Source organism: Thalassospira marina, from assembly GCF_002844375.1.
Classification (GTDB): Bacteria; Pseudomonadota; Alphaproteobacteria; order Rhodospirillales; family Thalassospiraceae; genus Thalassospira; species Thalassospira marina.
The window spans coordinates 3,084,259-3,098,809 of the sequence record NZ_CP024199.1 but is presented as its reverse complement, the minus strand read 5'-3'; the positions used below and the strand labels follow the sequence as shown (position 1 = coordinate 3,098,809).

Here is a 14,551-nt window from a genome sequence, read left to right as displayed (position 1 = left end):
GGAACGTGCCGCAGAATGGATCAGTTCTGCTTCAGATATTCGGTAACGTCCTGAATGTCCTGCTCGTCTTTGAGCTTGAAGGTCATTTTGGAACGTTCTTTGGTCTGGGCAATGGCGCTGATCTTGGCTGACGGATCTTTCAGGTATTCGTCAAGGAATGCTTCATCAATGGTGAAGCCCTTTTCGCAAGCGTCCTGATAGCCCTTGCTGTATTTGTAGTCGGAAATCGCACCGCATTCGCGGCCGACAACACCATGCAGCGACGGGCCGACCTTGTTTTTGCCTTCTTCGATCGAATGGCAGGCGGCACATTTCTTAAAGACTTTCTCGCCTTTTGCAGCGTCGCCAGCAGCAAATGCAGCGGTGCTGAACATTGCGGTGGCGGAAACGGCAATAGCGAGCATTTTGATAGAATTCATTTAAAAGGCCTCTCTCTTGGCATGTGGCGTGGAGCCCACGCCGAACGCAACGCGGGGAACGTTCTGACAGCCCCCGGCGGGTAACGCAATCAAAGCACGACAGATGGTGGAATCATTATAAGTCGCGTGCTGCAATCACGAACAGGTTATCCTAACCAAATTTACAAGTGAATAAATTGCGTTCAATCAATGGGCTCTTGGGTGTATAGTAACAAGTGTAACGGCAGGTGGAATTTCCAGCCGTAGCAGGAGAGGTTACGTGGCCCCGATTACGAAAAACGATGTCGCCAAACTGATTAACGATCCGTCGGGTAGCAACCGGGCAGAAGCCGCTGATAAAATCAGCAAGCAGTTCAGCGACGACGAATTATCCGAGAACGAGCGTTTGCTGGCGGAAGATATCTTTCGCATCATGATCAAGGATGCGGAAGTCCGGGTACGAAAGGCGCTGGCGCGAAACCTGAAGCAGACGCCGTTATTGCCCCATGATGTGGCGGTAACCCTGGCGCGCGACGTTGATGCGGTTGCCCTGCCGATTTTGCAATTTTCCGAAATCCTTAATGACAGCGACCTTGTCGATATTATCGGCGATGGCCCCGACAGTGTTGAAAAGCAGCGCGCCATTGCCACGCGCAGCACCGTTTCCGAGGCGGTATCAAGCGCATTGGTACAGGCCGGTAACGAGGATGTGCTGGTTGACCTGATGGGCAATGAAGGGGCGGAAATTTCCGAACAGTCCCTGCAAAAGGTTGTTGATGATTTTGGCGATAATGAACGTATTCAAAAGCCGATCATTTCGCGCAACCATCTTCCCATTACCATTGCCGAACGCATGGTGACCCTGGTTTCCGACCGGTTGCGCAGCGAACTGGTGTCGCGCGGACATCTGCCCGAAGGCATTGTAAATGCCGTGATGACCCAGTCGCAGGAAAGCGCCACCATCGGCCTTTTGGGCGATGACAGTGGCGGTCGCGATGTCGAAATTCTGGTCGAACATCTTTATGCCAATAACCGTTTGACCGGCGGGCTGATCCTGCGGGCGCTGTGCATGGGGGATATTTCTTTCTTCGAGGCCGGGATCGCACGGCGGGCATCGGTATCGCTGCTTAACAGTCGCATTCTTATTCACGACTCCGGGCTTTATGGGTTGCAGGCGATTTATAACAAGGCCGATATGCCCGCCAGCTTCTTTCCCGGTGTGCGTGCCGCCCTTGAAGTCGCCCATGAAACCGACCTTGATGGCCGCGAAAAGGACCGTGAACGGTATTCGCGCCGCATGATTGAACGCATCCTGACGCAATATGGTGACCTAGGCGTTGAATTTGATTCCGATGATGTCGATTACCTGATGGGGCGTATGTTGCAATTGCCAAGCGAAAGCAGCCTGCACTAAGCCTTCTGCCCTTTAGGGCGCCATGATTGATGCGCACCAGCCGGTTTCTGCCGTCTGGTGCGTTTTCTTTTGGGCTGTGGGGCTTGGCCCGGCGGTTGTTTTGGCCGGTTGCCCGTTGCTGCGCGGAGCATGGCGGGCTGGGCGCGGTAATGTGGTGAAAGAAGGGGGAGGGCTGTAATGCAGCCCGATGATCCTGTTGCTGTATATGCCGCAGACAAAAAGAAACCCCGTCGCCATGTTTCAGGCGCCGGGGTTTCGAACTGATGGTCGGAGCGAGAGGATTCGAACCTCCGACCCCTGCCTCCCGAAGACAGTGCTCTACCAGGCTGAGCTACGCTCCGTCAGTGTCGGCGATTGTCTATCCTGTCTGGTCTGTCAGTTCAAGTATAATTGCGGTTGGTTCGGGCATTTTTTATCGATTTGTTCAAACGGTTGAACGGGCCGCCATTTGAGGATGTTTGCGGTTTTATGATGGCTGCCGGTGCAGGCAGGAAGCCCGTGATAACCCGATCCGGGAAAGGACAAGCGGGGAAGTGACCAGGAGGGAATGAAATGCAAAAGGCCCTGAAACGCCAAAGCATTTCAGGGCCTTTGAATGATGGTCGGAGCGAGAGGATTCGAACCTCCGACCCCTGCCTCCCGAAGACAGTGCTCTACCAGGCTGAGCTACGCTCCGTCATTCTGCGAGCCGGGTATTAATCGGTATTGAACCGGCGCGCAAGGAATTTTTTTAACAACATCCCGTGGCAGGATGTTGTGCAACCCTTAATAGGGCCGGGAAATGCAGAATTCGACGGCTTCGATCATGGCATCCTTGATCGGGCCATCGGCAAAACCGGCCAGGTCATCAATGGCAAGCTGGCCATATTCGCGGGCGCGATTCATGGTGGCTTCCAGGGTGTTATGCTTGCGGATCAGGCCCTGGGCATGTTCAAGATCGCCATCCTGGAAATCCTGGTCTTCCATGCAGCGGCGCCAGAAGGCCTTTTCGTCCTCGTCACCCTGGGCATAGGCGATGATAACGGGCAGGGTAACCTTGCCATCGCGGAAGTCGTCGCCAACGGTTTTGCCAAGGGTGGCCTGATGGGCCGAATAATCCAGCACATCGTCGATAAGCTGAAACGCGGTGCCCAGATGCAGGCCATAATCGCGCAGGGCGATTTCTTCGTCTTCGGGGCGGGCGGCAATCACGGCACCAATATGCGATGCCGCGCCAAACAGGGCTGCGGTTTTCGCCATGATGACATCAAGATAGGCCTGTTCGGTCGTTGCCATGTCATTTGCTGTTGAAAGCTGCATGACTTCGCCTTCGGCAATAACGGCCGATGCTCGTGCCAGAATATCAAGAACCTTCAGCGAGCCGTTTTTGACCATCAGCACGAAGGACCGGGCAAAAAGGAAATCGCCGACCAGAACGCTGGCTTCGTTGCCAAACAGCGCATTGGCGGATTCCTGTCCGCGCCGAAGCATGCTTTCATCAACGACATCGTCGTGAAGCAGCGTCGCGGTATGGATGAATTCGACACAGGCAGCCATATTGACAGCTGAGTCACCTTCTTCGTATCCGCACAGGCGCGCGGAGGCGAGGGTCAGCATCGGGCGCATGCGCTTGCCACCCGCAGCAACCAGGTGGCTTGCCAATTGCGGGATAAGCGCAACATCGCTGTGCATGTTGTCGATAATAACCTGGTTGACCCGTTTCATATCGGCGTCAACAAGGCTGATCAGGGAATCCAGACTGGGCTGTATGGTGTGCTGCGTTGCAGTGTTATTCACGCTCTTTTCCGAAACAATTCGTGCGTCACACCCGCAAACCGGGGCAGGCAACGCTGGTTTCATAATGTGGCCAGGGGCCGCCAAAAAGATGGCCCCCAACCGTTGCCCAACATAATGACGCCGGGTGTTGACGGTCAAGTGGACAAATCAATACCGCTTTCTGCCGCATTGAACAATAATATGCTATGGTATGACTTTGGTCCCAGATGCATGAACTTTCAGGGAGAACCCGTCTGATATGATCGAACTGATCCGCAGCAATGATCCGGTTGAGCTGAGCTGGGTGCAGTCCATTCTGGCTGACGAGGGAATTGAAAGCCTGATTTTTGACTATCATGCATCCATTCTGGATGGTTCAATTGGCGCATTACCGCGACGTTTGATGGTCACACCGGATGATGAAAGCCGGGCGCGTTATGTTTTGGAAATTGCCCGGCGGGATCTCGGGCGTGATGCTGTTGCCACATCGGGTTTTGACGATGAAGGGATTGGCAATGACGACCTGCCGGGGTAACAGGCGGGTTATGCGCGGAAATTTTTTAACATGGATGTCATTCTGCGTTGCGTGTTTGTTGTCTTTGTTGTCCGGTGAAATCTTTTCTGACAGTCCGATGCCCCAGTTATGACCCAAAGTGATGCCGAAATCCTGTCTGCCAATCAGACCGATGCCTTTGTTGTGCCGCCCTTTCCCGAGGCGCGGATCAGCCACGATTTTTTGCAGGGCGGTGCGGTAACGCTAAAACAGCCGGTCGATGGTTATCGTGCGGCGGTGGATGCGGTGTTACTGGCGGCGTCCGTTCAGGTCGGCGGGCGGCGGGACCAGAAAATTCTGGATGTGGGCGCGGCAGTTGGGTCTGCCGGGTTATGTGTGGCGCGCCGGATCGATGATGCCATCGTCACGGGTGTTGAATTGCAGGATGACCTGTATGCCCTGTTTTGCCGCAATATCGTTGAAAACGGTTTTGTTGGCCGGGTGCGCGCCCTTCATGGCGATATCAATGACCGGCAATTGCCGTTGGTGGCCGAAAGCTTTGACCAGGTTATTTCCAATCCGCCCTATTATGCGGGCGGGACGCGATCAAGCAATGAAAGCCGCGCAACCGCGCACCAGGAAGGCAGCGCCGACCTTGCCGCGTGGATTGGTTTCTGTTTGAAAATGGTGCGTCAAAAGGGGCGTGTAACCCTTGTGCACCGGGCGGATCATCTGGACCGGATTATTGGCCTTTTATATGGCCGGGCCGGGGATATGACGGTTTATCCGATCTGGAGCAAGGCCAGCGCGGATGCACCCTTGCGTGTGATTGTATCGGCGCGTAAAGGGGTTTCATCGCCGCTTAAAATGCGTCGCGGGCTGGTTCTTCATGATGAAGCCGGGCAGTATTTGCCCGAAATTGATAGCCTGCTGCGCAAGCCAGCCCAACTGCCCGGTTTCTAAACCGGAATTAATTGATTATAACACTGCCAGAACGCCAGGCGGCATGACCCGTTTGTGCGAAAATGCATTCCGGGGACGTCCATGCTCAGTCTGTCACAAATCCTGTTTACAGCCCTTGTTATTGTGGTGGTATGGCAGGCATCGCGGTTTATGGGGCGCAAAGGTGCCAACCAGAATGGTCGTGATACGGTGCGTGGCAATGCTCGCAATAAATCGCGCAACCCGGAAAATGCCCGTCAGCCCGCAACCCAGGATATGGAAAAATGCCCCCATTGCGGCGTTTACCATGCCGAAGGACTTTCGCATCGCTGCGAAAGCTGATCTGGCGCTGTTTGCCTGAACCATTTTTGTCGAGGTGATGCCGATGGATGCCCTGCGTTATTTTCTGCGCGGTGATCCTGTCGTGCTGACCTGTGCTCCGGCCCAGATTTTGCCGCGACCACGCCAAGATGCGCAGTTTACCTGACATTATCGGCATTATTACGCATCGCAGCAAAAATGTGGCGGTGTGGTCTTGAATACGATTTTCGATGTTCCAATGTCGCCACCTGAAGGTTTTGTCCACTGCATGGGCAAAGCCTGATGATGTGAATTTAGCGAGGACATCGATAACCGATCAACGTACTGGCTCGCGGGAAATTTGGCCGTTTGTGCCCGAAATCACTCGAAAACATATGTGATTTGTATCGATTGCCTTTGATAGGGGCTGCGCCGCGTCCAATGGCGCTGGCATCGTGTCTTTTAAGGTAATCTAAATGGAATTTCTGACCCGCTTGAAGATTTCCCGCAAGCTGATGGTGGCTTTCGGGGTGATGCTGCTGCTGAACATTTTCACCAGTGTTTTTGCAGTTATGAAGATGCAGGCTATTAACAGTTCATCGACGGAAATTGCCGAGAACTGGTTGCCCAGCATCAAGGCAATTAATGATATCAACGACAGCATCAACCGTGTGCGGATTTTCCAGTTGGCACATGTTCTGTCCAACGTTCCCGAAAAAATGGCGGAATATGAAGCCAAGATCGCACGTCAGAACGAGGCGGCGCGCGTTCAGGCCGATATCTACGAAAAGCTGATTTCATCAAAAGAAGAACTGGCCCTGTGGCAGAAGGCAAATGACCTGATTTCGCAATATGAAACGGTCTGGCAGCAGATTGCCGTGCTTTCAAAAAGCAACCAGGATGACTGCGCGCGCGACATGATGCTGGGTAAGGGTGAGCAGCTTGTGGTCGAAGTGCGCGGCATTCTTCAGCAACTGGTGAAGATGAACCAGGATGGCGGTAATGCCGCATCCGAGCGCGGGGACGAGGATTATACCTGGTCGCGCCTGCTGATGATTGGCGTTGCGGTGCTGGTATCGTTGCTGACGATTGGTTTTTCGATGATTTTGTCGCGCAGCATTGCCGCCCCGATCATTGCCATGACCAAAACGATGTCGCGGCTGGCAGGCGGTGAAAAATCCGTCGAGATCCCCGGTGCCCAGCGCGAAGATGAAATTGGCGAAATGGCCGCTGCCGTTGTTGTGTTTCGCGATAACATGGTCGAAGCTGCCCGCCTTGCCCATACCGAAGAACAGCGTAACAAGGAACGTGTTGCCCGTACCGCGCGGATTGATGCCCTGACCGCTGATTTCGACCGCAATGCCGGCTTGACCATCAACGCAGTGGCATCGGCCGCAACCGAATTGCAGGCAAATGCCCAGGCCCTTACGACCCAGTCGGAAAAGGCATCGCACCAGGCATCGACAGTGGCATCGGCGGCAACCCAGGCAACCGGTAACGTACAAACCGTGGCATCGGCAGCCGAGGAACTTTCGGCTTCCATTAGTCAGATTGCCAATGACGTATCGCAGGCTGCTGCTGTTTCCAAAGAAGCAGTGGACCAGGCCGGGCGCACCGGGCGTGTTGTGGGTAATTTGCAGCAATCGGCCGTCAAGATTGGTGAAGTTGTCAGCCTGATCAATGATATTGCCAGCCAGACCAACCTTCTGGCACTGAACGCAACCATTGAAGCCGCCCGCGCAGGCGAGGCGGGCAAGGGCTTTGCCGTGGTGGCAAGCGAGGTTAAAAACCTTGCCAACCAGACAGCACGGGCAACTGCCGATATTGGCGAGCAGATTGCCGCAACGCGTAGTGCCACCGACGAGGCCGTTACCGCAATTGCCGATATTGTCGAAACAATCGAGCGGGTAAACTCGATCGCCAGCAATATTGCCGCTGCCATAGAAGAACAGCAGGCGGCAACCGGCGAGATTGCCCGCAATGTCGAGCAGGCATCGCGCGGCACGCAAAATGTGAATGCCAACATCTTTGACGTGACAACGGCCGTGCAGGGTACGGGCGGGGTGGCACGCGATGTGTTGGATGCCTCTTCGGAACTGTCACGCGAAGCCGAAAAAATGCGCGCTATCGTGCGGGCGTTTCTGGAAAATGTGAAAGCAGCCTGATTCCTGGCCAGGAATCCGCCGGGCCGGACCATGATGATTTGTGGTCCGGCCCTGATTTTTTGCAGTGCGAATTCGCGATTGCAATAATTTTGCCTTTTTGCTTGGTCAGCATGGACATTCCCGATGATTGGAACGGAGGGGAAAAAGCAGGGCGAAAGGTTGCGTGAAATGCATGCAATCGTCGCAAAAATCGGGCACCTGGGCGTTATGTCCATCGGCTAGAGTAAAAACATCAGGGTTTGATGTCGCGAATTGGCCGGTCTAAGCGGTTTTGCCTTCTTGACCGCAATGGGGTGTGACGTTAGCTTGCCGCAGTTTTAAAATTTGTTTCACCATTTGATCAGAGAGTACGCGCAATGGCGCTCGACGGGTCGCAACGTCCTCCTTCGTTTCAGGAAATCATTCTTCGACTGCAAAGCTATTGGGCTGATCAGGGATGTGTCATCCTTCAGCCTTATGACCTTGAAGTTGGCGCCGGTACGTTTCATACCGCAACCACCCTGCGCGCGCTGGGCCCGGAAAGCTGGAATGCCGCCTATGTGCAGCCTTCGCGCCGCCCAACCGATGGCCGTTATGGTGAAAACCCCAACCGTCTGCAGCATTATTACCAGTTCCAGGTATTGATGAAGCCGTCGCCTGCCAATGCGCAGGACCTGTATCTGGGGTCGCTTGCGCATCTGGGCATTGACCCGATGGCGCATGATATCCGCTTTGTCGAGGATGACTGGGAAAGCCCGACTTTGGGCGCCTGGGGCCTGGGCTGGGAAGTGTGGCTGGATGGCATGGAAGTCACCCAGTTTACCTATTTCCAGCAGGTTGGTGGTTTTGAATGTGACCCGGTCCCGGTCGAGCTGACCTACGGCCTGGAACGCCTGGCGATGTATATTCAGGGTGTCGAAAACGTTTACGACCTGGATTATAACGGCAATGGCGTTTCCTATGGCGATGTGTTCCTGCAAAACGAAAAGGAACAGTCGACCTATAATTTCGAGGTCGCCAACACCGAAATGCTGTTCCGCCATTTCAAGGATGCGCAGGCAGAATGTGCGGTGAATATTGAACGCGGTCTTGCCCTTCCGGCTTATGAGCAGGCCATGAAGGCCAGCCATATCTTTAATCTTCTCGATGCGCGCGGTGTTATTTCCGTTACCGAACGTGCCGCTTATATCGGTCGTGTGCGCGAGATGTCCAAATCCTGCTGCGAAGCGTGGCTTCGTTCGCGTGGACATCTGAAAGAGGAGGCATAAGACATGGCCGAACTGCTGCTTGAACTTTTTTCCGAAGAAATCCCGGCCCGTATGCAGGCGCGTGCCAGTGCCGACCTTGAAAAGCTGGTAACGGATGGCCTGAAGGCTGCCGACCTTTCATTTGGCAAGGTTGAAAGCCTGGTAACCCCGCGCCGCCTGACCCTGATTATTGAAGACCTGCCCGAAAAGCAGCCGGACCTGCGCGAAGAACGCCGCGGCCCGCGTGCCGATGCCCCGGAAAAGGCGATTAACGGCTTTTTGACCGGCAATGGCGTGACGCTGGAACAGTGCGAAAAGCGTGAAACGCCCAAAGGCGTGTTCCTGTTTGCGATTGTCGAACAGAAGGGGCGTGCGGCCTCGGTCGTGCTTAAAGACATCATTGAAGATGCGATGAACAAGCTGCCCTGGCCGAAATCCATGCGCTGGGCTGATCATAAGGTGCGCTGGGTGCGCCAGCTTGACCGTATCCTGTGCCTGTTTGATGGCAATGTGGTGCCGGTCAGCTATGGTGTTGTTACGGCAGGTAACATTACCAGTGGCCACCGTTTCCTGGCACCGGCCCCGTTTAGCGTTAAAAACGCGTCGGAATACAAGGCAAAGCTGAATTTTGCCAAGGTGATGCTGGATCGCGAAGAACGCAAACGCGTTATCGCCGATGGTTGCCGCAAAATTGCCGATGATGCCGGTTTGAAACTGGTTGATGACCAGGGCCTGCTTGATGAAGTTTGCGGGCTGGTTGAATGGCCGGTCCCGGTGATGGGCAAAATTGACGACCATTTTATGGATGTGCCGCGCGAAGTTCTGGAAACCTCGATGCGCGAACACCAGAAATATTTCGTTCTTGAAGATGCCAGCGGCAAGCTGGCGGCACGCTTCATTACCATTTCCAACATGATCACGATGGACGGTAACGCCCAGATCATTGCCGGGAATGAACGTGTTTTGCGCGCCCGCCTGCATGATGCCAAATTCTTCTGGGATCAGGACCGCAAGGTTACCCTTGAAACGCGCCTGCCGAAGCTTGAAACCATTGTGTTCCATGCGAAACTGGGCACGGTTGCCGAACGCGTATTGCGCATGCGCGGCCTGGCTCGCGAAGTTTCATCGGCCATTCCGGGCTGTGATGTGAAACTGGCAGACCGCGCGGCAGAAATTGCCAAGGCGGACCTGGTTTCAAACATGGTGTTTGAATTCACCGAACTTCAGGGCCTGATGGGCAAATATTACGCCGAAAATGACGGCGAAAAACCCGAAGTCGCCCAGGCCATTGCCGAGCATTATGCCCCGGCTGGCCCGTCGGACACCTGCCCGACAGCCCCGGTTTCGGTCGCTGTGGCCCTGGCCGAGAAACTTGATACCCTTGCGGGTTTCTTTGCCATTGATGAAAAACCCACCGGGTCGAAAGACCCGTTTGCGCTGCGTCGTGCAGCATTGGGCGTTATTCGCCTGGTGCTGGAAAACGGCCTGCGTTTGCCGCTGCGGCGTCTGTTTGCCTATGCGGTGTCCCAATACCCGGCGTCCATCCGCCGGGATGCGGCAGTCGAAGAACTTCTTGCCTTCTTTGCTGACCGTTTGAAAGTTCATCTGCGTGAACAGGGCGTCCGCCATGATCTGGTGTCTGCTGTGTTTGCACTGGATGGCGAGGACGATCTTGTACGCCTGCTGGCCCGGGTTGATGCGCTTGCCGATTTTGTATCGGGCGAAAGCGGCGTCAATCTTATGGCTGGCTACAAACGGGCTTCCAACATTTTGCGGATCGAAGAGAAAAAGGACGACACGTCCTATGACGCGACAGTGGATGTCGCGCTTCTGTCCCAGGACGAGGAACGCCGTTTGTACGAGGCGCTCATCGACGTCCGGCATAAGGCTTTGCCCCTGCTTCGGGCCGAGGATTATGCCGCGGCGATGGCTGGTTTTGCAGAATTGCGCGGACCGGTCGACGCATTCTTTGAAAAAGTAACGGTCAATAGCGACAATGCCGATGAACGGGCCAACCGTTTGAAGCTTCTCGCCCAGATCCGTACGGCAATGCATGATATTGCCGATTTTTCAAAGATCGAATCGTGAATAAGGCTGCGGATAGAAACACCAACGCCAGATGAGGAAAAGGCAAGATGACCAAATGGGTGTACGGCTTCGGCGGCGGTAGCGCCGAAGGACGTTCCGATATGCGCGAACTGTTGGGTGGCAAGGGGGCAAACCTTGCCGAAATGTCCAATCTCGGGCTTCCGGTTCCACCAGGTTTTACCATCACGACCGAGGTCTGCACGGCGTTTTATGAAAACGACCGTAACTATCCGGCCGATCTGAATGATGACGTCGAAGCGGCTCTCAAGGCAGTGGAAAATCTGGTCGGGCGCCAATTTGGTGATGCCGCCAATCCTTTGCTGGTTTCCGTGCGCTCTGGCGCGCGTGCCTCGATGCCGGGCATGATGGACACGGTTCTGAATTTGGGCCTGAATGACGATACGGTTGAAGGTTTGGCGGCGGTCTCTGGGGATCGCCGTTTTGCGTATGACAGCTACCGTCGTTTCATTCAGATGTATGGTGACGTTGTTCTGGGCGTTGACCATTACAATTTCGAGGAAATCCTTGAAATCCATAAGGAAGACAAGGGCTATGTCCTTGATACCGAAATGTCCGCCGATGATTGGCAGGCCATTGTCGAAGGTTTCAAAGCCAAGGTCGCCGAAGAACTGGGCCGTCCCTTCCCGCAGGACCCGCGCGAACAGCTTTGGGGCGCGATTGGTGCGGTATTTGGCAGCTGGATGAATGCACGGGCGAATACCTATCGCCGCCTTCACAACATTCCGGCAAGCTGGGGCACGGCGGTTAACGTTCAGGCCATGGTATTTGGCAATATGGGCGATGATTGCGCAACGGGCGTTTGCTTCTCGCGTAATCCCTCGACCGGGGAAAACCGTTTTTACGGCGAATATCTGATCAATGCCCAGGGCGAAGACGTGGTTGCGGGTATCCGCACCCCGGCGCCGTTGACGAAAATTGAACGCGAAGAAAGTGGTTCGGACCTGCTGTCGATGGAAGAAGCCATGCCTGCGGTGTTTGCCGAACTGGTTGCCGTGCGCGACAAGCTTGAATCCCATTATCGCGACATGCAGGACATGGAATTCACCGTGGAGGCCAACCACCTTTACATGCTGCAAACCCGTTCGGGCAAACGTACCGCCAAGGCGGCCCTGCGCATTGCCGTTGAGATGTGCCAGGATGGTGTGATCAACCGCGAAGATGCACTGAAACGTGTTGATCCTGCCCAGCTTGACCAGCTTTTGCACCCGACCCTGGACCCCGATGCCGAAAAACAGGTGATTGGTATGGGCCTGCCCGCATCACCCGGTGCTGCATCGGGCCAGCTGGTGTTTTCGGCGGAAACGGCTGAAGACTGGGCCCATAACAAGGGCCGCAAGGTGGTGCTGGTGCGTATTGAAACCAGCCCCGAAGATATTGCCGGTATGCATGCCGCCGAAGGCATTTTGACCGCGCGTGGTGGCATGACCAGCCACGCCGCCGTTGTGGCGCGTGGCATGGGCAAGCCCTGTGTGTGTGGTGCCGGTGCCATCAAGATCGATTATCGCGGCGGCACGATGAATGCTGGCGGCGTGATGCTGAAAGAAGGCGACGTGATCACCATTGATGGTGGCACGGGCGAAGTGATGCTGGGCGAAGTTGCGACCTTGAAACCTGATCTGTCGGGCGATTTTTCGCAGTTGATGGAATGGGCCGATGATGTGCGCCGCCTGAAAGTCCGCACCAATGCCGAAACCCCGGAAGATGCAGAAACCGCCCGTGGTTTCGGGGCCGAAGGGATTGGCCTGTGCCGTACGGAACATATGTTCTTTGATCCGGCACGTATCATTTCCATGCGTGAAATGATTTTGGCTGAAACCGAAGCAGGCCGCCGCAGTGCGCTTGCCAAACTGCTGCCCTATCAGCGTCAGGACTTTATTGACCTGTTCCGCATCATGAACGGGCTGCCCGTTACGATCCGTCTGCTTGATCCGCCGCTTCACGAATTTCTGCCGCATGGCGACAACGAAATTGCCGAAGTTGCCAAGGCTGCCGATGTTTCGGAAAGCATTGTTCGCCGCCGTCTGCTGGATCTGGCCGAAGCAAACCCGATGCTGGGGCATCGTGGGTGCCGTCTGGGGATCAGCTATCCGGAAATTTATGAAATGCAGGCCCGCGCCATTTTTGAAGCCGCCATCGAGGTTTCAAAGGATGGAGGCGATCCTGTCATTCCGGAAATCATGATCCCGCTGGTGGTCGGTAAAAAGGAACTCGAAATCCTGAAAGCCGCGATCATCAAGGTGGCGGGTGAAGTGGAAACCGAACAATCGGCGAAACTGACCTATCTGGTCGGCACCATGATCGAACTGCCGCGTGCGGCCTTGCGTGCGGGTGACATTGCCGAGGAAGCCGAGTTTTTCAGCTTTGGCACCAACGACCTGACGCAGACCACCTTTGGCCTGTCGCGTGACGATGCATCACGCTTCCTTGATACCTACATCGCCAAGGATATTTTTGCTGGCGACCCGTTTGTATCGCTTGATCAGGAAGGTGTTGGCGAGCTGATCGGCCTTGCTGCCGAACGTGGCCGTGCAACGCGCAGCGATATCAAACTTGGTATCTGTGGTGAACATGGTGGTGATCCGGCATCCATTGCTTTCTGTGAGCAGCAGGGGCTGGATTACGTATCGTGCTCGCCCTATCGCGTGCCGATCGCCCGTTTGGCGGCAGCACAGGCGGCCCTTGCCAAGGCGGATTTATCCTTTTGCGGTAAATAACCGATATAATAAGAACGGCGGCCGGAAATGGCCGCCGTTCTTTGTTTGAGTACCAGTTTATGATCCGGGCTTAATCGCGGGCAGGCAGTTGCACCCATTCCGGGATATGGACGGTGATGCTGGCATCGCCGGCCTGTAATTTGGCATCCTCACCAATCCGTTCCAGCCGGATCATGGCAAGACCGGCTGTGCCGTGGATGCTTTTGATGGTGCCTGCTTCCTGGTCTTCATTCATGATGAAGCTGCCGATTTCCGGTGCTGGTCCATCAATTTCGATGGGCAGCAGGCGTTTGCGCACAAGGCCGCGATATTTGGTTCGCGCGGTCAGTTCCTGGCCCATATAGCAGCCCTTTTTGAAGTCAACGCCGCCCAGTTCTTCGAAGCCGTTTTCAAGCAGGATAGCTTTGTCGACTTCCAGTTCCTCGCTGCCATTGGGCAGGCCAAGGCGCACACGCCGGGTATGATAGGCGTCAATCGTACTTTTGCTGGCACCTGTGCCAGCAAGGGCGCTTTCTTCACCCTTGGGCAATAAAACACGGCAACCCATGGCTGCCAGGCGCGGGTCCACGGCCTTGATGCCATCTGCAAGGCGGGCCGTGCTGCCAGCCTGATCGGGCAGGGACAGGGCCGATGTGGCATGATCACCAAAAACAGCAATGACATCATAGTCATTGCTGACATCTGCCAGCTCGACCTTGGCGCGCAATTTATACATGCGCAGCTTTTTAAACAGGCTTTCGGCCCGATCACCACCTTCACATTCGATCAGCAGGCTGTCTTCATCCTGATAATACATGAAAAAATCATACAGAAATTTGCCCTGCGGGGTTAACAGGGCACCATAACCCGATTGCTCCGGGCTGATTTTTTCGACATTGTTCGACACAAGCCCTTGCAGAAAATCGACGCGATCAGGGCCACTGACGCGGATGACAGCGCGGTCGGGCAGGGGGGTGTACAAAGTTTCGCTCATTTCCAGGGTGGCTCCGTAATGTCGGAATTCGTTGGCGAAATGTGGGGCAAACGGCCCGGTTT

The 14,551-nt window shown here is 55.1% G+C and carries 11 protein-coding genes and 2 tRNA genes; 8 read left to right on the top strand and 5 right to left on the bottom strand.

Annotated elements, in window-relative coordinates; translation table 11 throughout:
• Positions 1-20: 20 nt before the first annotated feature.
• Positions 21-419 (bottom strand): c-type cytochrome, encoded by a 399-nt coding sequence (locus CSC3H3_RS14175; protein WP_101264721.1) that lies wholly within the window; start codon positions 417-419, stop codon positions 21-23.
• 259 nt (positions 420-678) lie between these two features.
• On the opposite strand from CSC3H3_RS14175, the gene spbR reads away from it, so the two are divergent.
• Entirely contained in the window at positions 679-1,812 is a 1,134-nt protein-coding gene (gene spbR, locus CSC3H3_RS14170) for a SpbR family protein (RefSeq protein ID WP_101264720.1), read from the top strand.
• Between the two features lie 264 nt (positions 1,813-2,076).
• Here spbR and CSC3H3_RS14165 read toward each other — a convergent pair.
• The 3 genes from CSC3H3_RS14165 to CSC3H3_RS14150 all read right to left on the bottom strand — a co-directional run bounded on the left by CSC3H3_RS14165 (position 2,077) and on the right by CSC3H3_RS14150 (position 3,588).
• Positions 2,077-2,153, bottom strand: a tRNA-Pro gene (locus CSC3H3_RS14165).
• 258 nt (positions 2,154-2,411) lie between these two features.
• A tRNA-Pro gene (locus tag CSC3H3_RS14155) sits at positions 2,412-2,488 on the bottom strand.
• An 89-nt stretch (positions 2,489-2,577) separates the two neighbouring features.
• The gene (locus CSC3H3_RS14150) at positions 2,578-3,588 is read right to left on the bottom strand and encodes a polyprenyl synthetase family protein (RefSeq protein WP_245881127.1); all 1,011 of its coding nucleotides are present in this window, start codon (positions 3,586-3,588) and stop codon (positions 2,578-2,580) included.
• Positions 3,589-3,826: 238 nt separating this feature from the next.
• Between CSC3H3_RS14150 and CSC3H3_RS14145 the strand changes: the two genes are divergently transcribed.
• The 7 genes from CSC3H3_RS14145 (at position 3,827) to ppdK (ending at position 13,516) form a co-directional block, all read left to right on the top strand.
• The gene (locus tag CSC3H3_RS14145) at positions 3,827-4,102 is read left to right on the top strand and encodes a putative signal transducing protein (protein ID WP_101264718.1); all 276 of its coding nucleotides are present in this window, start codon (positions 3,827-3,829) and stop codon (positions 4,100-4,102) included.
• 108 nt (positions 4,103-4,210) lie between these two features.
• The gene (locus tag CSC3H3_RS14140) at positions 4,211-5,023 is read left to right on the top strand and encodes a tRNA1(Val) (adenine(37)-N6)-methyltransferase (RefSeq protein ID WP_101285234.1); all 813 of its coding nucleotides are present in this window, start codon (positions 4,211-4,213) and stop codon (positions 5,021-5,023) included.
• A gap of 81 nt (positions 5,024-5,104) precedes the next feature.
• Positions 5,105-5,344, top strand: coding sequence for a hypothetical protein (locus CSC3H3_RS14135; protein ID WP_101264716.1), 240 nt, complete (start codon positions 5,105-5,107; stop codon positions 5,342-5,344).
• Positions 5,345-5,778: 434 nt separating this feature from the next.
• The gene (locus tag CSC3H3_RS14130; RefSeq protein WP_101285233.1) at positions 5,779-7,467 is read left to right on the top strand and encodes a methyl-accepting chemotaxis protein; all 1,689 of its coding nucleotides are present in this window, start codon (positions 5,779-5,781) and stop codon (positions 7,465-7,467) included.
• A gap of 356 nt (positions 7,468-7,823) precedes the next feature.
• The gene (locus CSC3H3_RS14125) at positions 7,824-8,714 is read left to right on the top strand and encodes a glycine--tRNA ligase subunit alpha (protein WP_101264713.1); all 891 of its coding nucleotides are present in this window, start codon (positions 7,824-7,826) and stop codon (positions 8,712-8,714) included.
• 3 nt (positions 8,715-8,717) lie between these two features.
• The gene (gene glyS, locus CSC3H3_RS14120; RefSeq protein WP_101285232.1) at positions 8,718-10,781 is read left to right on the top strand and encodes a glycine--tRNA ligase subunit beta; all 2,064 of its coding nucleotides are present in this window, start codon (positions 8,718-8,720) and stop codon (positions 10,779-10,781) included.
• A gap of 47 nt (positions 10,782-10,828) precedes the next feature.
• Positions 10,829-13,516 carry a pyruvate, phosphate dikinase gene (gene ppdK, locus CSC3H3_RS14115; protein WP_101285231.1) on the top strand — a complete coding sequence of 896 codons (2,688 nt, stop codon included), beginning with the start codon at positions 10,829-10,831 and terminating at the stop codon, positions 13,514-13,516.
• Positions 13,517-13,586: 70 nt separating this feature from the next.
• Here the strand turns inward: ppdK and ygfZ are convergent, their stop codons facing one another.
• Entirely contained in the window at positions 13,587-14,489 is a 903-nt protein-coding gene (gene ygfZ / locus CSC3H3_RS14110; RefSeq protein ID WP_101285230.1) for a CAF17-like 4Fe-4S cluster assembly/insertion protein YgfZ, read from the bottom strand.
• Positions 14,490-14,551: the final 62 nt, after the last annotated feature.